We start from the raw sequence: 22,116 nt of genomic DNA on the forward strand, positions 1-22,116 counted from the left end.
GGAGAGAGGGCCGGTTACGACCCGTCGCCCTTCAGCACCATCACGGCGGTCTTGCAGAGGATGAAGAAGTCGAACAGCAGGCCGCAGTTGCGGACATAGAAGACGTCCATCGCGACACGCTCCTGGAAGGTGGTGCGGTGGCGCCCCGACACCTGCCAGTACCCGGTCAGGCCCGGACGGACGGTGCCGATCACCGCGGCGGAGTCACCCACCTCCGGCAGTTCCTTCGGCATGTAGGCGCGCGGGCCGATCAGGCTCATGTCGCCCATCAGGATGTTCCACAACTGCGGCAGCTCATCGAGCGAGGTCTTGCGCAGGAAGCGGCCGAGCGGGGTGATGCGCGGGTCGACCGTCAGCTTGTGGTAGGTCATGTACTCTTCGCGGGCGACCGGGTCGTTCGCCAGCAGATGCTGCAGTTGCTCTTCCGCATCGACATGCATGGAGCGGAACTTCAGCAGGTCGAAGGTCTGCTTGCCACCGGCCCAGCGCTTCTGGCGGAACATCACCGGGCCCGGGCTGTCCAACCGGATGGCGACGGCAAGGCCCAGCATCAGCGGCGCCACCAGGACCAGCAGGATCGCCGACAGGACGATGTCCATGGCGCGGCGGATGCGCAGGTAGCCGGTCGGCGGACGGACACTGACGCGCAGGGCCAGCGAGCCGTGCAGGTTGTGGTAGGTCGCATCGACGGCGCTGACATTGCCTTCGCCCAGCACGCAGTAGACCTGGCGGAAGGGCAGGGTACGGACCAGACCGGTCAGGTCGTTGCCGTGGCGGCCCATGTCGGCGACGATGGCGGCGCTGGCCTGGCCGGCGACGGCAGGCGACTTGGCCAGCAGTTCCACCGGACCCATCACCGGCAGGCCGGCGACGCGGGTCTGCCACAGGCTGTCGTCGTCATCGACGAAGCCGACCGGCCGCATGCCGAGCCAGGGCAGGCGCTGCAGCTTCTCGGCGATGGCGGCACCCTGCGGGCCGGCGCCGACGATCATCACCGGCGTACGCCAGTCCAGCGCGCTGGACAGCAGGCCCTGGATCAGCAGCAGGTCGGCGACGTAGGTGACCGCGAAGCCGAGCAGCGCGATCGACAGCGCTTCCACGAAGAAGGAGCGGAAGCCCTCCATCACGATGAACGGCACCGCCAGCACGGCGCAGCACAGAAAGGCCGCCTGAAAAGTCCGTCTCGTGCGTTCCATGTAGTCGAAGCGTCCGAGCGTGTAGATGCCGAACACCGACTTCACCAGAGGCACCAGCATCAGGCCGGTCACCAGCGACCGCTGCCAGGCGGCGGCTTCCATCGGCTCGGTCAGCGCATCGAAGCCGAGGAAATGGTTGAGCGTCCACCCTACCAGGGCGAGGACCAATCCATCCGAGAGTGCAAGCAGCAGCCCGGGGGCGATCGTGGGGATCGTCGCCTTTTTCGCCGAGGTCAGATCGATGACCACTTCTGGGTCCAGTTTGCTCATCGCAGGTCCCGTGGTTGAAGGGAATGCCAGCCACCGCACGGCTATTCGTGCGGATGGTCGCTCGTCATCAGCGTCTCTTGGGATTCGGCCGGTCTTTACTTTGTTGCGCCCCCGCATCGGCAGAGGCGCATTTATGTAAAGAACACTCTTTCATGATTTTGATGGGCCGATCCGCTGTTCGTTGAGGACGAATTAGGATGAGGAAGCTCGGCCAGCAACAGTGCATACGGACGTTGATTTCGCGTCCGCGATACCACCGGTGTTTCGAAGGGTGCGGGGGTCCGAATATTATTGGGGATACTTTCGGATGCGGTCCCCAGCGGGGATAGCGTTTCGGGTTAACGGTAAGGTGGTGTCGCACCCCCGCCGGTACCCTCGATACCCGCAATTTTTAGGTATGCGCTGTCGATACCTCCTCCGACCGGACAGAAAGCGGCGGCGCGAACGGGGATGATCGCCGAACTTGCGGGGTGGGTCGGTCAGCCGGATCGACCGAAGGGAGCCCTCCAGCAATTCCGAGCGGGGGCGTGGCGCGAACGCACCCTTGCCTGTTGCGGCGCGCAAGAGGCAGCGTGCGAACTCGCCGGAAAGCATACTCGGAACGTCCAGGATCTCTGACCGAAGCCGTGCTGACTAGCACCGAAGAGTGTTCCGGTCTCTTCAAGGCCGAATTGACGCTGTCCCGACCTCCGCCAAGATTTGGCGCGTTCTTTTTCCTTATCTGCGCCCGTGCGGCCCACCCTTCGGAAACGGTCCATGCGACATGGACCCATGCGACGGGGCGGACGCGATGCTCTCCCCAGCAGGCGAGACCGGAAGAAGAAGCGGACTACAGGGGGCGAAGGAAACCGGATGGCTGTCGAAGCTGGTACGATCATCAAACATGGCTGGATGTTCATGGTGGCGAATGTGGTCAACCGCGCTGCGGGACTGCTTCTGCTGCCGCTCTATGCGAAGGTCCTGTCACCGGCGGAGTTCGGCGTCTATGCCCTGATCAGCGTCGTCGGCGACATCGTTGCGGTCATGCTGATGATCGGCATGATCAACGCCTTCACCGTCGTCTATTTCGAACATCCTGACGATCGCAGCCGGTCCCGCGTGGTCAGCACCACGATGATCGGTCTGTGGGCCGCCTCGCTGGCGCTGCTGGCGGTGGCCCTGCCGGCGGGCTGGGGTGCCAGCGACATGCTGTTCGGCGGCACCGACCAGGGGCCGATCATCGCCTTCGCCTTTGCCGGCATCGCCTTCAGCGCCGTGTTCGAGCTGGCGCTCGCCTATTACCGGGTCCACAAGCGGTCGGGCACCTGCCTGCTGATCTCGGTCGGCAAGGCGGTGGGGCTGATCGGCCTCAACCTCAGCTTCCTGCTGGTGATGGATCTGGGCGTGACCGGCATCTTCCTGGCCAACGCCATCACCTTCGTCGGGCTGGGCATCGCGCTGACGGTGGCGATCCTGGCGGCGAACGGCGTCGGCTTCTCCTTCGGCATCCTGAAGCGGGTGACGGTGCTGGGCCTGCCCTTCATGCCGCAGACCATGCTGGACATGGGCAACCAGTTCGCCATGCGCTATCTGGTCAACCTGCTGATGGGCGTCGCGGCGGTCGGCGTGCTGTCGTTCGGGCTGCGGCTCGCCACCATGCTCTACATGTTCCTGACCGCCTCCTTCCTGCAGATCTGGTCGGTTAGCCGGATCGAGGCGCAGGACAGCACCGCCGGGCGCGATCAGTCGGAATTCGTCTTCTACCTGTTCGTCGTGCTGCTGTCGGCGGCGGCGCTCGGCATGGCGCTGACCGCGCCGGAGGTGCTGTGGCTGATCGCGTCTGCCGAGTACGAGACGGTTCTGCCCTGCATGCCGCTGCTGGTGCTGGCTTATGTCGTCCACGGCGTGCGCATGCATGCCGAGGTCGGGCTGGTGAAGACCAAGAAGGTCGGCGTCCTGCCGGCGATCTCGCTGGGCGGGTTGGCCGTCGGCACGCTGGTCATGGCGGTGACGCTGGGGCCGCTCGGCCTGATGGGCGGCGCTATTGGCGTGCTGGTGCGCGAGCTGGTGATGCTGGTCGCCACCGAGGCGATGTGCCGCCGCCTCAGCCCGAACGAGCCGCCGCTGAGCGCGCTGCGGGTGACGGGCATCCTGGCGCCGGCCGCCATCGCCTATCTGGCCGGCCTCGCCCTGTTCGGGTTCGAGGTGAACCCGACCTTCGCCGCCGCCAAGGTCGGGCTGACCATGCTGTTCGCCATCGCCGCCCTGTTCGGGCCGAGTTTCGGCAAGGCCGACCGCGCCATGCTGTTCCGCATGACGGCCCGATTTCGTCGCCGGCCGCAGACGGCTTGAGAGGCGGCTTGAAAGTCGGCCTGAGAGCCGGTCTGACGGCCAGCCCGACAGCCGGCGTGACAATGCTTGATCGGAGAGGATGACACCGCGATGCAGGACGCTCCGCACTACACATTTCGGCAGACGGTTGCGGCGGACGCCACCCGTTACGGCGGGGGCTCCGGCCTCGGGGCGGTGCTGAAGCTGCTGGCGGGCAACCGGATGTTCCGGGTGACCTTCACCCTGCGCAGTTGTCAGGCGCTGAACCGGATGGGCGGGCCGCTGGGGAAGCCGCTATTGGCCGCCTGCCGGCTGCTGCACCGGTGGACCCAGCATTCCGCCGCCATGGATCTGCCCTGGGAAACCCAGGTCGGACCGGGGCTGCGCATCCTGCATGGCTGGGGACTGGTGGTGAACGCCAACGCGCGGATCGGCGCCAACGTCACCCTGTTCCACGGCGTCACGCTGGGCCAGAAGGACGATCTGCTCTCCACCGGCCGCGTCACCCACTACCCGGAACTGGGTGACGGCGTCTGGGTCGGGCCGCATGCGGTGGTGATCGGTGTCAGCATCGGCGACGAATGCATCGTCGCCGCCTCCTCCGTCGTCACCAAGCCGATGCCGCGGCGCAGCGTGGTCGCCGGCAACCCCGGCAAGGCGGTGGCCGAGGTCACCATCCCCGACATCCCGCATCCGGCGCCGGTCGGCGGCGTGTCGGCCATGATGCCCGGCACCGCCACCTCGCCGGTGCCGGGCTGATCCTCTCAGGTCCATCCCCGGTAACGGAAAAAGGGTCCGGCAGCAATGCTGCCGGACCTCTTTTCTTCAGGCACTCTTCCGGTCAGACGAACCGGACAGGTCAGGCGGCGTGCGCCAGGCTGGTGTCGGTCGTGTGCAGGTCGTGATAGGTGTCGAAGGTGACGCCGAACACGTCATGGCTGGCAAGCTGCTGCGTCGTCGCCAGGTCGGCGGCGGTCGCGGTGGGCGTATCGTTGGCGGCGCTCATCGTGTGGGCCAGCAGGTCGGCCGAGCTGAGCGAAGCGGCGGCGGCCTTGGCAGCCGAGGCGTCGACGATGGTGCCGGTGCCGGTGGCGTCGGCGATGGTCGCGGCGGTGGCGTTGGAGATCTTCAGGCCGAAGGTCTCGTTGCCTTCCGTCACGCTGTCGCTCAGCACCTTGACCGTCACGGTCTTGGCAGTCTCGCCGGCGGCGAAGGTCAGCTTGCCGCTGGTGGCGGTGTAGTCGGAGCCGGCCTTGGCCGTGCCGTCCACCGTGGAGTAATCCACCGTGACCGGGGTGCCGGAGGCGGCCGACAGCTTCACCGTGAAGGTGGCGTTGGCGGTGTTGGCGGTGGTGGTCGGGGTATCGAACACGGAGCCTTCCATGGCGCCCTTCACGATGGCCGCCTTGGTCGGGTTGATGGTCTTGTAGTCGTCCATCAGGATGCCGCCGACGTCACCCGATTCCGGGGTCCAGGCCCAGAAGGTCCAGCTCATCCCCTTGTCGCCGGCCGCGATGTCGCTCTTGCCGTCCAGGTTCCAGTCGCCGTTCAGGTACTTGGCCATGGTCTTGGCCCAGGTCTGCTCGGCGGAGCTGGTGAACTGGCCGCCCCATTCGCCCAGCATGATCGGCGCGGTGTCGTTCTTGTACAGGTAACCCCACATCTTGTCGTACTGGGCCGGCAGGTTGTTGGGGTAGTTCGGGTCGTTCAGCCAGCTGAACTGCCCGACGCTCTGGCCGTAAGCGTGCGGCGAGTAGACGAGCTTGTCGGGGGTGTTGAAGTGGATCGGGCGCGCCTGCGCACCGGCCAGCGTGCTGCTCCACTCCGTGCCTTCGACGAACAGCAGCCAGTCCTTGTTCACCGTCTGGATGGCGTTGCCGATGCGCTCGGCCGCCGAGGCCCAGTCGGTGGCGGCGCTGCCGCCCCAGGTGGCGCTGACGCTCGGCTCATTGTGCAGGTCGGCGCCGATGACGGTCTCGTTGCCGGCATAATGGTTGGCCAGCATCTTCCAGTTGGCGATCACCGTCGATTCCGGGTGCTTGTCGGTATACCACAGCCCGTGTTCGTTGGTGCCGGCGCCGCCGTCGTTGCGGTGGTGGTCGAGGATCACCTTCATGCCGAGCTTGCCGGCATAGTCGATGACCTTGTCATAGACCTGCAGTCGGGTCAGGCCGGCCAGATCCGGGTTCTTCGAGAAGTCGATGCCGTTCGTCACCGCCGTGCTGTCGAACATCTCGTCCGACATGGTCATGCGGATGGTGTTGAAGCCGACCGACTTCATCTTTTCCAAGTGGCCCTGGTAGCTGTCGGCCCACAGGCCGGCGGGCACGTAGTTGTAGCCCTCGCCGCCGAACCAGTTCACGCCGGTCAGGCGGACGGTGTTGCCGGCCTCGTCGACGATCTGGTTGCCCTGGGTGTGCAGGAAGCCCTGGATGCCGCCGGCGGTCTTGGAGCCGGTCGGCTCGGTCACCGTCACGTCGCTGACCGACAGGCTCGGCTGGGTCGGCGTGGACGGGTTGTTCGGGGTGGTGCTGCCGGCGAACCAGGACTTGTCGGCCTTCACCTCCATGGTGCCGTTCCACCACATGGCCTGCTGGCCGGCGACGATGTCCTTGCCGTCCAGGGCGCCCTTGTCGATCGACACGATGCTGTCGGTCGGGTTCACGGCATGGCCGCCGATGGTGATCTTGTTGACGTAGAGGTTGCGGTCGACACCGTTGACCACAGCGTCGTTGTCGTACTGGATCTGGACCTTGTGGGCGACGTCGGTGCTGACATTCGCGTTGAAGGTGAAGTCCTTGGCGGCCGTGCCGGCCGTGCCTTCACCGATTGTCTTGCCGTCGACCAGAACCTTGAAGTGGGCGTTCACGCCGCCGGCCGCATTGCCGTAGGCATTCACGACGATCGGCGTGCCGCCGGTGGTCGGGGTCGTCGGCGTGGTGGGGGTGGTCGGAGTGGTCGGGGTCCCGGTGGAGCCGGTGAACATGTCCTTGGACATGTTGAAATCGAGCGAGCCGCTCCAGGACAGCATTTCGCGGCCGGACAGCGTGCCCTGACCGTCAGCGGCGTAGGAGACCGTCGAGCTGTTGGAAGCGATGGTCTTGCCGTTGACTTCGATCGACTTGACGATCAGGTCGCGGTACATGCCGGCCTTGTCGGTCGACAGCCAGTCGTTGTCATAAACGATCTGGACCTTGTGCGCGGCATCGGGAGCCACCTTGGTGGTGAAGCTGTACCGGCCGGCGCTGGTGGAATTGACCGTCGCCTGGCCGACGGCGACGCCATCGACGAGGAACTTGAAGTGCGGCCAGACTCCTCCGGCAGTCACACCCGAGGCATTGACGACGAAGGTCGTATCGACGGGGCTCGTTGCCATTGGAAGTATCCTCTTTTCCGTGAATTTCGCTGAAACCCAATCTGGCCGGAAAAGGTTAACGAGGTATTTCAAATTTTAGCGAAATGCGGCTCTAATGCCACTATCCCTTGTGAAAAGAAAGAGACACGAAAAACCCCTTTGTCGATGCATTACAGCAACAAAGGGGTTCGGCATGTCGGTAAGTATTTGATTTAGCGCTTTTTCGTAGCGCTCAAACGGGTGTCACTTGGGCTTATGGGCCACCACGAACACCTCTGGCCGGAACAGATAGAGCTGACCAACCCTTCCGAGCTTGCGATTAAGGGTTAACGGCAGCCGTCCCAAAAATGCCTCAACCAGCTTCGCATAGCCCAGATAGGCGCGGCTGGCGAAATGCAGGTTCATCCGGCGGCGCACCGCCATCGGCAGGATGTAGACGGCTTCCACGCGGCTGAAGCCGGCCTGACGCAGCATGGCTTCCGTCTCGCCCCAGCCATATTCGCGCAGATGCATGCAGATCGGCTCGTTCAGGCCGAACACCTCCGACAGGTCGGCCGGGCCGGCGTATTTGTGCGGCATGCTCAGGATGTACTTGCCGCCCGGCTTCAGGATGGTGCGGACATTCTCCATGTGGGTGAGCACGTCTTCCGGATGCATGTGCTCCACGACATGGGTGGAGATCACGCTGTCATAGCGGTCGGCCGCCTCGAAACTGGAGAGGTGGATGCCGTCGCTGTTCTTCCAGGTGACGTTGGAATCCTGTTCGATCCAGGTCGCACCGCGCTCGCGCGTCACCTCGGTGGCGACGCAGCGGTAGCCGTGGCGGGCGAGGTAGCGCAGAAGCCGGGCCTTGCCCGATCCCACCTCATAGACGTCCTGCGGCCCGCCCAGCAGGGTCAGGAAATGGCGGAAGTCGAGCTCGTCGTTGCGGGTGTGCGCATCGTCCTCCGCCTCGTTCAGCCACGGACAGCTGGTGTAGAGCGTCGTATAGGCCTGCTCGAACACGTCCCAGCGCTCGTCCGGCTTGCTGTCCAGCAGTTCGCGGGCAAGCCGCCGCTCCAGGTCCCAGTGGCGCTGCACCATCTCGGCCGTCAGCGGGTAGGTCGGCGAGAGGTGGAACTTCCGCCGGTAGCGCTCGACGAGCGCATCGTCCGCCGAGCGATCGGCGGGCAGGCGATCCATCGGCAATGTGTCGGCTGTGTTCTGCACGATCGACCTCTCCATCAGATGGGTACAGGACGCATTCAGGGACTCTAAACGGGAGCGGCACCGGACGCGCGCGCGCGAACGAGAAAGTGCGCGGGCCTATCGCAGGGGGTGGACGGCGCGGACGGCTTACCCCCGCGGTGCGTCACCCGGGCTGCGGTCACCCCGACCGCGCCTTGCCGGTGCGCGCCTTCTCCCGCAGCGTCTCCACCACCGCCGTGTAGAGCGGCAGGGGCCGGGACTGCTCGTCATAGGGGGAGGGGTGGGCACCCAGGTCCGGATGCTCCCGCGCGATGAAATTCAGGTCGGAGCGCAGGTGCCACCAGCACAGTTCCTCCACCCGCGCATTGTCCAGCATGTCGGCCAGATACTGCCGGGCCAGCTGGGCCATCGCCCGGTCCTTCTCCGCCCGCGACCAGGAGCGGGGCAGGCGGGTCTCGTCCACGTCCATCTCCGTCAGATGGACGGACAGGCCCAGCCTGTCGACCGCGCGCAGGAATTTGCGCATGCCGGCGCTGTCATAGGGCTTGCCGCCGATCAGGTGGCTTTGCAGGCCGAGGCCGTGGATCGGCACGCCGCGTTTCACCGCACCGGTCAGCCAGTCGAGCAGATAGGCGCGCTTGCGCTGCTGCCAGCCCTCGTCGATCTCGATGCCGAACTCGTTCAGCACCAGCTTCGCCTTGGGGAAGGCCTTGTGCACATGGTGGAAGAAGGGATCGAGCCATTCCTGCCCCTTCTCCGCCCCGCCGGCCGCCACCCACCACATGCCGCGGCGGAAGCCGTAGCGGTCCTGTTCCTTCGGGTGGCTCTCCACCGTCTCCCAGAAGAAAACCTCGTTGGCCACGTCGATGCGGTAGAAGACGTCGCCGTAGCGCTGCCGCACCGCCTCGACCACGCCGGTGAAGCGCGGCCAGACGTTTTCGGCGCTCAAGCTGCCATCCGGCGAGAAATAGGCGCTTTCCGAGATGTCCAGCTCCTCCTGCCGGCCTGCCGGAAGCTTCATGTAGGGCGGCATGCCCATATGCTGCCAGATGATCGTGTGCCAGTTCGGCGTGGCGCCGATGCTGCGCGCCAGTTCAACCGCAGCGTCGAAGCGGCGCCAGTCGTAATTGCCCTCGGTGTGCTGGAAGACGCCCCATTTGCCGCCATTCTCCGGGGTGACGACGTCGCATTCGCGCGCCATCAGCCGGTCGAGCATCGGGTCTTCCGGATCGATGAAATGGTCGCGGGCGGCACCGTGGCGGACGCCCAGCGCACGGCAGGCTTCGCGCAGGGTCACCGCCGGCTCCGCCGCCTGCGGCTGGGTGGCGGCGGCTTCCGCCGTCGTCGGACCGCTGGCGCCGCGGCAGCTCGCCAGCACCGCACCGGCGGCGGCGGTCCACAGCAGGTCGCGCCGGCTCGGACGCCAATGGGTCGGGTGCCATTTCGGAAAACCGGGCTTCGGACGTTCGGTCATGCGGAGGGGCTCTCTCTTCCTGTCGCGGGGGCCGGTCGAAGCGGCCAGCGGCCGGTTCCGGTCATGGAGAGGCCCCTCCCTCCGGGCGCCGCAGCGTCCGGAAGGAAAGGGCCTCTGGGTCGAAGGAGCTTCAGGTCACTCCGGATTCCCGCGTTACGGGGCGGTCCGCAGCGTGGTGTCGCCGTAGTACTTCCGGGTCGCCATGTAGCTGTTGTAGGGCCCCTGGTAACCGCGCGACGCCGCCTTCTTCAGGTTCACGTCGGTCATCACGGCCACGAACTTGCTGTGGTCGATCGGACCAAGGTCGGCGACCGCCTGCAGGTCGCTGGCGGTGGTGTGGCCCCAGCGGCTGACGAACAGCACCTTGGAGGCGGCACCGCAGACGATGCGGGCATCCGACACGGCCAGTGCCGGGGCGGTGTCGAACACCACCAGATCGAAGTGCGGCGACAGGCCGGCCATCAGGTGGATCAGGCCGTCGACGTTGAAGCGGTCAAGCGTCTCCGGCATCAGGCGGCCGGCGGGGATCATCGCATAGGGCGCGTCCTCGCTGGTGTGGACGATCTCATCCAGGGTGGCGGTGCCGGAAACCCAGTCCGACAGGCCCTTCTTGGCCGACAGGTTGAACAGGCCGTCGATGCGCGACCGGCGGAAGTCGGTGTCGACCACCACCACGCGGCGGCCGGCCTGAGCCGCGACCTGGGCGACGGCGAGGCTCATCGAGGTCTTGCCGTCCTGCGGGCGGGCCGAGGTGACGGCGATGGAGCCGACCGGACCCAGATCCGACAGGTGGTTGCGGAACAGGGCGCGCATCGATTCCGAGAACAGCGAGAACGGATGGTTCTGGAAGATCTGGTCGAGGCGGCCGCGGGTGCCGCGGGTGGAGTGGTGCGGGACGATGTGGACCGTGCCCACGCCCAGGATGCGGCGGACGGCTTCCGGGGTGCGGATGCGGCGCTGGAACAGCTCGATGCCGAAGACGATGAAGACGGCGACGGCGAGCGAGGCGACGAAGCCGGCCAGCAGCATCAGGATGCGGAACGGACCTGACGGCTCATGCGGAACCTGCGGCGCCGAGACCAGCTTGACGGCGGTCGGGAAGGCGCGGTTGTCCTGCTGGGCCTGCACCTCTTCCAGACGGCCGAGCAGGCTGTCCAGCAGCTGGCGCTTGGCCTGGGCCTCGGCCTCCAGCGTGCGCAGCGGCACCGCTTCCTCGGTCATCGTCTGATAGCCGGATTCCAGCTTGGCGATCATCGCCTTCAGGGCGTTTTCCTGCTCGATGGCGACGTTGGCCGCCTCGCGGACGCCGCCGATCTCGTGGCGGACCTCCTGCTGCAGCGAGGAGTTCGCTTCGTTCAGGCGGGCCTGGAGTTCCTGGATGCGCGGGTGCTTCGGACCGTACTGGCGCGACAGCTGGGCCAGCTCGGTCGAGATCGAGGCGACGGTGGCGCGCAGCTGGGCGACGACGGGCGAGGCGAGGCTGCCGCCGTTGCCGGCGCTGCGTTCCAGCGTCTGGGCCTGGGCGACGGCGCGGGCGCGGTTGGCCGCGGCCTCGGCCAGACGCAGGCGGGCCTGCTCCAACTCGGTGGTGGCCATCAGGCCGTTGGTGCCGTTCTTGACCAGACCGGCCTTGAAGCGGACGGCGTCGACCTTGGTATCGGCGGCGGCGACTTCCTTGCGCAGGGTGGCGATGCGGTCTTCCAGCCAGGCGACGGCGCTGGTGGACAGGTCGCGGTCCATCTGCTGGCGGGTTTCCATGTAGCGGCGGACGACGGTGTCCACCACCTTCTGGGCGATCTCGGGGTCGCCGGCGGTGTAGCGGACCTGGATCACACGCGACCGGCCGACGACGCCGACCTCAAGGTTGCGGCGGACGCGGTCGAGCACGCCGTCGATGCTGTCGGCGGCACGGGTCTCGCGCAGGTGGGTGTCCTTGGTCATGTTGTCGCCGTGGGCCAGCACGGCCTGGACGACGCCCGGCAGTTCCGGACCGAACACGGCATGGGCCTGCTCGCGCGTCCAGGCGGTGGCGCGCTCGACGAAGGGCTTCGTCTCGTCGGCCTGGACCGGCGGGTTGTATTCCTGGTTCGTCGCCAGCTTCAGGTCGGTAACCGCCTGGGACAGCACGGCGGTCGACTTCAGGATTTCGATCTCGCTGAGGATCGCGCCATCTTCCGGCGTGATCGAGTTCAGCGCTTGGTCTTCCGCGCGGACGACGCGGACCTGCCGGTTGTCGACCAGCAGAAGGGCTTCGGACGTGTACTTGTCCTTCATCAGCGAGACGGCGAAGGCCGACAGGGCGGTCAGCGCCAGCACGATGAGGATGATCAGCGTCTTGTGCGCCGCCAGCACCCGCAGGATGAAGCGGAAGTCGGGGCCCATCGCCGGAGCGGGGCCGTCGAACTCACGCGGCACATGGTGGCCGACCTGGGTGGGCCACGCCGGAGCCGGCGGGCCGCCGTGGCCTCCGTTGTTGATCTGGGGAAGGTTTTCCACGTCTCAAAGCTCCTTCTGGATAGGCGACCGCCGGATCGATGACGGAGAGATCCGGGTGGAAGCGGGCGCTGCGGCGCCCGTCCCGCGGGTTCGGAGGGATGCGGCACGGCGAAGGCGGACGGTGCTCCAGGCAAAGCCGAAGGCACCGATGCAATAGCGGCGGAACAGGCGGCGGGGCTCCTGCGCCAGACGGAAGGCCCATTCCAGGCCGGAGCGCTGGACGGCCTCGGGAGCGCGCTTGAAGCGGCCTGCCAGGAAATCGACGATGGCGCCGCCGTTGACGATCAGCACCGGATGATCCAGCGCGCGCTTCAGCTCCGCGGCGACCTGTTCCTGCTTGGGCATGCCCATGGCGAGAAGGATCACGTCGGGGCGGTTGGCCCGCGCCTGGGCGATGTAATGCTCCACCGGGTGGAAGCCATGCTGAAGGTCTGCGTAGCGGTGCGGCGTCGCCGTCTCCAGCGCCACGCGGGCGCGGTCCAGCCACGGGGTGGCCGTGCCGTAGATCGCGACCTTGCGGGGGCTGAGGGTCTTCAGCAGCAGCGGGATGAAATCGGTGCCGTTCATGTTCAGGCCGGCCGGCATGCCCAGCACCGGCAGAACCGCCTGCAACCCGATCCCGTCGCGCAGCAGCACGTCCGAGGCGCCGAAGGCGGCCAGTGCCGCGTCCGACGTCATGCAGACGTTCAGCCCATGCGCGTTCAGGAAAGACAGCACCGTCGGACGGTCGGCCGCGCCCAGCCGTTCGATCAGGGCCCGGCGCTCGCCGTCGTTCGAAATGCACCGCATGCGCTCGATCAGTTCCAGGACCTCACGAGGATTCGGCATGCGCATCTCCCAAAAAAAATTAATCGGAACAAAGCATTAAACGTTACACGACCGATCTGGCGGCCGGTCCGGCTTGACCCGGTGCCGGGCCTGTCCGCCGGGCAGCGGCGGCTAACCCGTTGGGGTCGGACCACCAAACCTGCGTGGCTCTATGTGGCCGTGCCTCCCCCCTTTTCGCACGGGCGAGATCGGCGAAACGGCGACGGATTCGAATTAGCCCGGGCTTGCTCCCATCGGGGGATTCGGCTTGCCGAATCGACCGGTCAGACCCATAAAGTGAGACCCCGGCCATAAAGAGAGACCCTGGCGCTCTATGGCTGTTGTCTGAGGGCAGAGCCTGACGGCCTTACCGGACCGGCCGCCCGGCCGATATGACCGGCCGAAGCGCTTGCATCACCGGGGCAATTTCAAGAAAAGACGATCATGACCGACGACACTTCCGACAACGCCCGTTCCGGCCGTACCCCCGGCACCGCTGACGAGTTCGACCGCCGCGACGCCCTGCGCGCGGTGGCCGCCGTGGTGCGTGGCGACGGGATCGATGTGGATGCCGACAGCACCCCGGCGCGCTGGACGGTCGCGGTCAACCATGTCGTCCAGATCCCCGGCACCGACCGCAAACTGAAGCTGCGCTTCAAGGTGGCACTCGGTCCCCTTCCTGACATCGAGGCCGACCTGTGGGGCCTGCTGACAATCGAGGAGGGGTTCGGCCGGCCGCAGGCCAAGGCGCTGGGCAAGCGGGTCAAGGGCGCCTGCCTGTCCTCGCCCGCTATCGCCAAGGCCAAGGACCGGGTCGACGGCTGGGTCGCGTCGATGGCGCAGCGGGCGGCCGGCTTCGGCGACTCCTGGCGGCCCAAGGGCTTCGCCGACGAGCTGGGCCGCGTCGTCGGCTTCGGCGGCCGGATCCCGCGTTTGCAGACGCTGCTCGACGCGATGGAGGAGGCCTTCTCCACCGCCGCCGCCCGTGCCGGCCTGAAGGTCCGGCGGGAGCGGCTGGAAGACGCGTCCGGCATGGGCGTCTATCTCGACAGCTTCGCCACCGCCCGCGCGATGATCCGCAAGCTGCGGCTGTTCGTCGGCCCGACCAACTCGGGCAAGACCCACGCGGCGATGGACCGGCTGGCCGAGGCGGAGAGCGGCTGCTATCTCGCCCCGCTGCGTCTGCTGGCGCTGGAAGGGCAGGAGGCGCTGGAGACGCGCGGCCGGCCGTGCAGTCTCGTCACCGGCGAGGAGCGCGACGTGCGGCCGGGCGCCGCCTTCACCTCCTCCACCATCGAGATGGTGAACACCAGCAAGGTTTGGGGCGCCTGCGTCATCGACGAAATCCAGATGATTGGCGATCCCGACCGCGGTTGGGCCTGGACCCAGGCGGTGGCCGGCGTGGCGGCGCCGGAAATCCTGATGACCGGCTCGGCCGACGCCATCCCCTACGTCAAGCGTCTGGCCGACGCGATGGGCGAGGAGCTGGAGGTCGTCGAGTTCACCCGCAAGTCGCCGCTGCGCGTGCAGGAGGAGCGGGTGAAGCTGGAGGAGGTGAAGTCCGGCGACGCGCTGATCGCCTTCTCCCGCAAGGACGTGATGGCGCTGCGCCACGACCTGCTGGGCCGCAATCACAATGTCGCGGTGATCTACGGCGCCCTGTCGCCGGAGGTCCGCCGGGCCGAGGCGCGCCGCTTCCGCGAGGGCACCGCCGACGTGCTGGTGGCGACCGACGCCATCGGCATGGGGCTGAACCTGCCAGTCGCCCGCGTCGTGCTGTCCACCACCCGCAAATATGACGGGCGGGAGGAACGCGAACTGACCGCGTCGGAAATCCGGCAGATCGGCGGACGTGCGGGCCGCTACGGCCTGAGGGAAGAAGGCCGCGTCGCCGTGCTGGACGGCGAGAGCATCAACCCGGTGCGCCGGGCGCTGACCTCGCCGCCGGTGCCGCCTGAAGATCCGCGCTCGTGGATTTCGCCCAACCTCAGCCATGTCGAGGCCATCGCGCAGGAACTGGACACCGACAGCCTCGCCAAGGTGCTGCGCACCGCCGGGCAGGAACTGCTGCGCGCCAACCAGACCTTCCGCATGACCGACCTGGAGCAGCGCATCCAAGCGGCGACCGCGGTGGACCGCGCCAAGCTGCCGCTGGCCCAGCGCGACATGCTCGCCCGCTGCCCCATCGACACCCGCGACCAGAACAACCTGCGCCTTCTGGGCGGCTGGGCGGTCAACCAGGGCAGGGGCATCCCCAACGCCGCCCCCGATGCCGCCGAGCGCTTCCGTCACAGCGTCGGCACCGACGTGGAATTGGAGAAGGCCGAGCGCGCGGTGAAGGAACTGACCGCCTACGCCTGGCTCGCTTACCGTTTCCCCGACGCCTATCCCGAAATGGATTTGTGCCAGGAGCGCCGGGCGCACCTGAACGCCTTCATCGAGCGGACGCTCGCCGAGCGCTCGCTCGCCCGCGCCTGCCCGGTCTGCGGTGCGCGGCTGAAGGCCAACCATCGCTTCCGCGTCTGCGACAATTGTTACAGCAGCCGTGTCGAGGAGCACCGCGGCGGCCGGCGCGGTCCGCCGGAGCGGGGCAATGGCGAGAAGCCGGCGCATCAGCACCATTTCCACCATCCGGTGGCGAAGGAGGGCGCCCCGGCCGGTCGTGCTCCCAACCGGGGCGGCCCCCGCACCGGCCGCGGCCCGAAGCGGCGTGGCGCGACACCCTAAAGGCAGGTTCAAGCCGCGGCGCTGCTGTCTTTGTTCGTCCCCTCGCGCTTTGGCCAGCCGATCTCCTCGACCGCGCCGTTCTCGCCCAGGAAGTAGCGGCGGAGCGGCGTCAGGTCCGCCCCAAGCTCATAGACCAGCGGCCGGCTGGTCGGGATCTCGAACAGCGGGATGTCCTGGTCGTCGACATTGTCCAAATGCTTGACCAGCCCGCGCAGGCTGTTGCCATGGGCGGAGACCAGCACCCGGGCTCCCAGCCGCAGGGCCGGAGCGATCTCGTCGCGCCAGAAGGGGATGACGCGCTCGGTGGTGTCCTTCAGGCTCTCGCCGCGCGGCAGGTTCGCCTTGGCGAGCCCGGCGTAGCGGCGGTCGGTGACGGCCGACCGCGGATCGTCCGGTTCGATGGCCGGCGGCGGCACGTCCCAGCTTCGCCGCCACTGGAACACCTGCTCGGCCCCATGGCGCTCCGCCGTCTCCGCCTTGTTCAGCCCTTGCAGCGCGCCGTAATGCCGCTCGTTCAGGCGCCAGTGCTTGTGCACCGGCAGCCACAAGCGGTCCATGTCGCGCAGGACGAGGTGCAGCGTCTCGATTGCCCGGCTCAGCACCGAGGTGAAGGCGATGTCCACGTCGATGCCGGCCGCCTTCAGCAATTCGGCGGCCTTGTGGGTTTCGGCGATGCCGCGGTCGGTCAGGCCGACGTCGGTCCAGCCGGTGAAGCGATCTTCCGCATTCCACACGCTCTGGCCATGGCGCAGCAGGATCAGTCGGTGCATGACGGGTCTCCTTCCAGCCCCGGCGCTCCTTTGCCGGGCAGATGAGGTTTGAAACAGGGCTGTAACCGGGCCGGTTCCCGCGACAAAACGGCACAGCATCGCGCGGTTTTTGAGCGGCGACTGGTACCCCTGTGGTTTCAAACCAATTTCATGATTGCTTCCACAGACACCAATTATGTCAGCCGCGAAATCGTGGCGACATACGCGAACAATAATCCTGCGGTACGGTCATCTCATTCGAAAACGCCGGCCTTCGCCGGCCACAGCGGATGAGAAGGGACGATGACGCAACCGAACACGGGATCGCAGACTTCATCCGGCACCGCGGGCCTGCGGGGCGCAACGCCGAACCATTCCGATTATCGCCCCAGCAACCTGACAACCTTGCGTACCGAGGCCACGATGCTGCATCATCATGACGTCATCTCCAGAGCCGTTTCGACTGACCGCGAGATCACTCTGGAGGCGCTTCGTGTGTTCACCTATCTGAGCCGGAGGCTCCATTTCGATCGCTCCGTTCCGGTGCTCCAGTCCGAACTGGCTGATGCGCTGGGCATGCAGCGGCCCAATGTGAACCGGGCCATCAAGCTGCTGGAAACCAAGCAGATCCTTCTGCGGGAATCCAAACTGGGGCGCGCGATCACGTTCCGGCTCAATCCGGGACTGGAGGGCGGCCGGGCGTGAGTGTTTGGTCAGGGATGGAATGATCGTCGAGACACGTGAACTGTTCTTCACCAATTCCGCCCTGAAGAAAGCCCTCGCTTGGTACCAGAAGGCTCCGAACCAGACGGACCTGCCGCTGGGCGTCGTCACCACGGTGACGCCGACCTCCGATGGCGGCCTGTCGGTCCAAATCCAGCAAAGCGGCGCCTCCAGATCGCGGGAGGTTGTCTTCACCCCCAGCAAGACGCTGGCGCTGCTTCTGCTGTTCTGCCGCCGTCAGAAAGTCCCGATCCCCCGCGATGCCGGCAAGGAGATCGAGGCGGCGGATGACGGCCTGATCCTCATCGTGCGTGGCGAGACGCAGACGTCCGCACCCCCTCCCTGATTTGATCGTCCCGTCCTTGCGACGCCGCCGCGCCTCCCGCGCGCGCGGCCTATTTGCGTTTCCGATGCCTGGATCGCAACCAAAAAGAGTGGCGACTCACTTTATCTAAAATAGTGAACGCGCGCACAATTGCAGTCGGACTGTTTCGCGGTTTGGCTCAACCTGCCTTAACCTAAAGGACAGGTGATTACGATGTAGGGCATAGTCGCCAAGACTGATCGCGTGACATTTCTTCCTGTGATATTGTTCCTCTGGCTAATGGGGCTAAGCTTTAGTTCCAAACCGTCAACCGAACGGGGAACTGCGGGTTGATTTGTCATTCGAACATTCGGAAAAGTTGAAACTTGCTCTTGGCTGCTTCGCCCGCATCGATTGGTATTCCAGTCGCTGGCGACCCGGCCGCTCTCCTGTCACCCGCCCAGCTCCGCCACCGCCCAGGATTTCCCGCCGATGACCGTCACCCACCAGTCGCCGCCGCTTTGGAAGGAGCTTCGGCATCGTCTGCCGCGGGTCCAGCCAATGCCCGTGTGACCGGGCCGATGTCATCGCCACAGATGCCTCCGTCTTCCCTGTCGTTAGCCGTCGGCCCCGGCCGTCTCGCTGCCTCTCCACGGATCCTTGTCGCCTTCTTGTGCGCGATGCTGGCGCTGCTGGGGACGGCTTCCTGGGCCGCCGTCACCGCCCTCGACTATCGTGACACGCTCGACCGGGCCGAGAAGGACGCACGGGAAGCGGCCATCCTGTTCGACAGCCAAGCGCGTGGCGTGCTGGACGCCAGCGTCGGCCTGTTGGAACAGCTCGCCGCCCGGATGGACGGGCGTGGCCTGGCTTCCTGGGCACAGCGCACACTGCCTGAGGCGATGGCAGTGGAGCGCAACGGCCGCGTCACGCTGCTCAGTGCCGACGGGACGGCGCTGTACGGTCCCACCGTCGCCTTCGCCGAGCCGGAAACCAGCGACGGCCTGTCGCTTCTGGTCCGCCCCTTATCGCCGGAGGAGGAACGTCGGATCCTGCCGGCCTCCGGGCATGTGGCGGGACAGCCGGCCATTCTTCTCGCCCGCCGCATCCACACCGCGGCGGGCGTTTTCGACGGTGCGGTCCTGGTGGCCGTGCCGCTGGCGGCCCTGGATCCGGTGCTGAATCCCTTCGACGCGAGCGCCCGCTCGGTCGGTCTGTACCGTCCCGACGGAGTCCGCCTCGCCGGATCGGGTGCCCCGTCGCTCGGCCCGCTGCCACGGCTTGAAGCGGGAACCATCCGGGTCGATGCGAAATGGATGGTAAACGGCAAGCCGTCGATTCTCGGATTGAAGCGGATGGCCGGCCTGCCGATCCTGTCGGCGGTGACGATCCCCCGCACCAGCGTGCTGGATCCCTGGTATATCCGGATGGAGCGCGGCCTTATCGTCGTGGTCGCCGGCGTCGCCGCATTGGCCGGCCTCTCCCTGCTCGGCGCCGCCAGCCTGCAACGGGAGGCGCTGGCCCGTCAGGCCCTGACGGAGGCGAACGCCCAGCTCGAACAGGCCAATGTCCAGCTGGAGCAGCGGGTGGAGGAGCGCACCGCAGCGCTCAGCGCCCTCAACGTGAAGCTGAGCCGCGCGCTGGAGGAAAAGGAACGGGCCAATCAGGCGAAGGGCCGTTTCCTGTCGGCCGCCAATCATGATTTGCGTCAGCCTTTCCAGGCCTTGCGGCTTTTTCATCATATTCTGATGGAACGCCTCGCCAACACCCGCGACCATGCAATCGGCGAGAAGATGGGCGAGGCGCTGGACGCCGGCGAGAAGCTTCTGCATGCCCTGCTGGAGGTGGCGACGCTGGATGCCGGCGTGGTGCGGCCGCAGTTGGCCGACGTACCGGTGTCGGCGGTGTTCGAGGATCTGTTGGCCGAATTCCGCAGCATGGCGGCGGAAAAGGGGCTGCTCCTGCGCGCGATGCCCACCCGGATGGTGATCCGGACCGACCGCACGCTGCTGACCCGCATGCTGGGCGATCTGGTGCGCAACGCCATCCGCTTCACCGACGAGGGCCGCGTCACCATCGGCTGCCGCCATCAGGGCAGCAGTCAGGGCCGGTGGCTGCGCCTGGAGGTGTGGGACACCGGAACCGGCATCCCGCCCGAACAGCTCGACAACATCTTCGAGGATTTCGTCCAGCTCGGCAATCCGGAGCGCGACCGCCGCCAGGGCCTCGGCCTCGGCCTCGCCAAGGTGCGTCGCAAGGCGGCGCTCCTGGGCCATGCGGTGGAGGTCCGGTCGCACCAGGGCCGCGGTTCGGTCTTCGCGGTCAGCGTGCCGGTGGTCGGAACCGAACGGGTGTCGACCGCGGCGCCGGTGCAGGACGCCGATCCGGTGGTGGCCGGCGATCGGTTGATCCTGGTGGTGGAGGATGACCCGATCCAGCGCGATGCCGTGCGGCTGCTGCTGGAAAGCTGGGACTATCGCGTTGTCGTCGCGGATGAGGGCGAGAATGCGCTGGCGCTGATCGGCGGGGCCAGGCTCCAGGCTGGCTCCCCCAAGGCCGACTCCATGGCCGACACGCCCGTTCCCGACCTCATTGTCAGCGATTTCCGCCTGCCGGGCCGGCTGACCGGCGTGCAGATGGTGGCGAAGGTGGGGGAGCGGCTGGGCCGTCCGGTGCCCGGCCTGATCCTGACCGGCGACACCGCGCCCGAACGCATCCGCGAGGCGGTCGCCACCGGCTGCCGGCTTCTGCACAAGCCGGTGTCGCCGGAGGAGTTGCGCGGAGTCATCGCCTCCATCCTGTCGGAGCGGGGTCTGTCGGAACGAAACCGTCCGGCTGACGGCGGGGAACCGGCCATGGAGAACGAGTCCGCGGCATGAGTTAACCCTTTCTGAAGCCGGCTTGCCGCAGACTGGCCGCTGGAAAGGGAGTTCAGGGGACCATGGTGCAGAATCGCACGCTCAGGCGCCTCGATCAGGCACAGCTCGATCAGGCCGTGCGGAAACACGAGATGTTCCGCAATGCCCGTGTCGGCGGGGCGCGCGCCAATCTGTCCTTCTGCGATCTGTCCGGCCTGGATTTATCGGGACGCGATCTGGCCCATGCCGATTTCGTCGGCGCCAGCCTGCGCGGCGCCGACCTGTCAGGTGCGCGGCTCGACTGTGCCTCCTTCTTCGTTGCCGACCTTCGTCAGGCCAATTTCGACGGGGCCAGCCTGATCAAGGCCGACCTGCGCGGCGCCTGTCTGCGTGGCGCCATCCTGGTCGGCGCCAACCTGTTCGAGGCGGATCTGCGCGACGGCTCTCTGGCCGAGAAGGACCGCTCCGGCCATCTGCACATGGTGCAGATCGAGTCCAGCCCGGCGGAAGCCGACGGTGCCGACCTGTCCGGGGCCAACCTGACCAACGCCCGGATGTCGGGCATCATGGCGGTCCATACCGACTTCTCGGACGCGGTGATGCGCGGGTGCAAGCTGGTGCGGGCAACCATGCGCGGCGCCAATTTCACCGGCTCCAACCTGGAGGGGGCCGACCTGTCCGGCGCCGATCTGCGCGGCGCCTGCCTGCGCGGCGCGGTGCTGACCGGCGCCACCATGGTGATGGCCGACCTCACCGACGCCGACGTGGAAGAGGCGCTGACCGACAAGCCGGTCGGCCGGGTGGTGGCGGAACTGGGGCGATCCCTGGAAGGCCTGCTGGCCGACCATATGACCTGGGTGGGGTCGAGCGGGGCGCAGGGCGCGATGCTCGACCTGTCCGGTTTCGACCTGCGCCATGCGCCGTCGCTGGCCCACATGTGCCTGACCATGCTGCGCGCGGCCGGGGCAACGCTTTACGGCCTGGACCTCTCCGGCGTGCAGTTGCAGGCCGCGGTGCTGGACCGCGCCGATATGCGCGGTGCCAAGCTGACGGACGGCGACCTGCGCGGCATCAGCCTGCGGAACGCCAAGCTGAACAACGCCGACCTGCGCAACGTCAACCTGCGTCCCCTGGTGTTCGACGAGCAGCGCTCCCGCCCCGCCGACCTGTCGGGGGCGAAGCTACGCTATGCCGATCTCAGCGGCGCCTGCCTGCGGTCGGTCAATCTCGGCAATGCCGACCTGTCCTTCGCCAACCTGCGCGGCTGCGACCTCGCCAGGACCGATCTGACCGGTGCCAAGCTGTTCGGCGCCAAGCTGGAACGCCGTGCCCTGACCGAGGGGGTGATCCTGGACGGTGTCGCCGGGCTGAAGATTTAGGCGGCCGTCCGCGACAGCTTCTGGGTCAGCCGGCGCAATTCCGATGAGGCCCGGTCGGCGATGCGCTGCGCCTCCACCAGCACGCCAGTCAGGTCGCCGACCTCCGGCGCGATCTCGCTCGCGGCATCGGACATCGCGTCCAGTTCGGCAACGGCCTTTTCGATCAACCCGGTTACGACGCCGGCGGCACCGGCGATGGAGTCGAAGCCAGCCATCTCAGTTCCCCTTGTAAAAATATGGTTATTCTGAGTGTGTCGTAATCCACCGCCTTGCGCAACGG

General features: G+C 66.9%; 15 protein-coding genes. 7 read left to right on the forward strand and 8 right to left on the reverse strand.

Features of this window, described 5'->3' with window-relative positions:
- Positions 1-14: 14 nt before the first annotated feature.
- Positions 15-1,466, reverse strand: coding sequence for an exopolysaccharide biosynthesis polyprenyl glycosylphosphotransferase (locus tag ABNQ38_RS28675; RefSeq protein WP_377810728.1), 1,452 nt, complete (start codon positions 1,464-1,466; stop codon positions 15-17).
- An 852-nt stretch (positions 1,467-2,318) separates the two neighbouring features.
- On the opposite strand from ABNQ38_RS28675, the gene ABNQ38_RS28680 reads away from it, so the two are divergent.
- Entirely contained in the window at positions 2,319-3,797 is a 1,479-nt protein-coding gene (locus tag ABNQ38_RS28680; RefSeq protein WP_377810729.1) for a lipopolysaccharide biosynthesis protein, read from the forward strand.
- A 90-nt stretch (positions 3,798-3,887) separates the two neighbouring features.
- Positions 3,888-4,535 (forward strand): serine acetyltransferase, encoded by a 648-nt coding sequence (locus ABNQ38_RS28685; protein ID WP_377810730.1) that lies wholly within the window; start codon positions 3,888-3,890, stop codon positions 4,533-4,535.
- Between the two features lie 100 nt (positions 4,536-4,635).
- Here the strand turns inward: ABNQ38_RS28685 and ABNQ38_RS28690 are convergent, their stop codons facing one another.
- From ABNQ38_RS28690 to ABNQ38_RS28710, 5 genes are all read right to left on the reverse strand, one after another.
- On the reverse strand, positions 4,636-7,152 hold the full coding sequence (locus ABNQ38_RS28690; protein WP_377810731.1) for a cellulase family glycosylhydrolase: 2,517 nt from the start codon (positions 7,150-7,152) through the stop codon (positions 4,636-4,638).
- A 222-nt stretch (positions 7,153-7,374) separates the two neighbouring features.
- Positions 7,375-8,340: a class I SAM-dependent methyltransferase gene (locus ABNQ38_RS28695; protein WP_377810732.1), complete on the reverse strand. Its 966-nt coding sequence runs from the start codon at positions 8,338-8,340 to the stop codon at positions 7,375-7,377.
- 157 nt (positions 8,341-8,497) lie between these two features.
- Positions 8,498-9,793 (reverse strand): endo-1,4-beta-xylanase, encoded by a 1,296-nt coding sequence (locus ABNQ38_RS28700; protein WP_377810733.1) that lies wholly within the window; start codon positions 9,791-9,793, stop codon positions 8,498-8,500.
- 153 nt (positions 9,794-9,946) lie between these two features.
- Positions 9,947-12,289 (reverse strand): GumC family protein, encoded by a 2,343-nt coding sequence (locus ABNQ38_RS28705; protein ID WP_377810734.1) that lies wholly within the window; start codon positions 12,287-12,289, stop codon positions 9,947-9,949.
- Positions 12,290-12,292: 3 nt separating this feature from the next.
- The gene (locus tag ABNQ38_RS28710; RefSeq protein ID WP_377810735.1) at positions 12,293-13,117 is read right to left on the reverse strand and encodes a WecB/TagA/CpsF family glycosyltransferase; all 825 of its coding nucleotides are present in this window, start codon (positions 13,115-13,117) and stop codon (positions 12,293-12,295) included.
- Positions 13,118-13,540: 423 nt separating this feature from the next.
- Here ABNQ38_RS28710 and ABNQ38_RS28715 point away from each other — a divergent pair, with 423 nt between their 5' ends.
- Positions 13,541-15,823 (forward strand): helicase-related protein, encoded by a 2,283-nt coding sequence (locus tag ABNQ38_RS28715; RefSeq protein WP_377810736.1) that lies wholly within the window; start codon positions 13,541-13,543, stop codon positions 15,821-15,823.
- 8 nt (positions 15,824-15,831) lie between these two features.
- Here ABNQ38_RS28715 and gpmA read toward each other — a convergent pair whose 3' ends face one another.
- Positions 15,832-16,593 (reverse strand): 2,3-diphosphoglycerate-dependent phosphoglycerate mutase, encoded by a 762-nt coding sequence (gene gpmA / locus ABNQ38_RS28720; RefSeq protein WP_377810737.1) that lies wholly within the window; start codon positions 16,591-16,593, stop codon positions 15,832-15,834.
- A 282-nt stretch (positions 16,594-16,875) separates the two neighbouring features.
- Here gpmA and ABNQ38_RS28725 point away from each other — a divergent pair, with 282 nt between their 5' ends.
- The 4 genes from ABNQ38_RS28725 to ABNQ38_RS28740 all read left to right on the forward strand — a co-directional run bounded on the left by ABNQ38_RS28725 (position 16,876) and on the right by ABNQ38_RS28740 (position 21,836).
- Complete coding sequence (locus tag ABNQ38_RS28725) at positions 16,876-17,277, forward strand: helix-turn-helix domain-containing protein (RefSeq protein ID WP_098737729.1); 402 nt, start codon at positions 16,876-16,878, stop codon at positions 17,275-17,277.
- A gap of 19 nt (positions 17,278-17,296) precedes the next feature.
- Positions 17,297-17,641 carry a hypothetical protein gene (locus ABNQ38_RS28730; protein WP_174470736.1) on the forward strand — a complete coding sequence of 115 codons (345 nt, stop codon included), beginning with the start codon at positions 17,297-17,299 and terminating at the stop codon, positions 17,639-17,641.
- 638 nt (positions 17,642-18,279) lie between these two features.
- Positions 18,280-20,478 carry a hybrid sensor histidine kinase/response regulator gene (locus ABNQ38_RS28735; protein ID WP_377811126.1) on the forward strand — a complete coding sequence of 733 codons (2,199 nt, stop codon included), beginning with the start codon at positions 18,280-18,282 and terminating at the stop codon, positions 20,476-20,478.
- Positions 20,479-20,540: 62 nt separating this feature from the next.
- A complete protein-coding gene (locus ABNQ38_RS28740; protein ID WP_377810738.1) occupies positions 20,541-21,836 on the forward strand; it encodes a pentapeptide repeat-containing protein in 1,296 nt (431 codons plus the stop codon).
- Here ABNQ38_RS28740 and ABNQ38_RS28745 read toward each other — a convergent pair.
- Positions 21,833-22,051, reverse strand: coding sequence for a hypothetical protein (locus tag ABNQ38_RS28745; RefSeq protein ID WP_377810739.1), 219 nt, complete (start codon positions 22,049-22,051; stop codon positions 21,833-21,835). The genes ABNQ38_RS28740 and ABNQ38_RS28745 overlap by 4 nt on opposite strands.
- Positions 22,052-22,116: the final 65 nt, after the last annotated feature.

The sequence above is a fragment of the Azospirillum sp. A29 genome, from assembly GCF_042604625.1.
In the GTDB taxonomy this organism is placed as follows: domain Bacteria; phylum Pseudomonadota; class Alphaproteobacteria; order Azospirillales; family Azospirillaceae; genus Azospirillum; species Azospirillum palustre.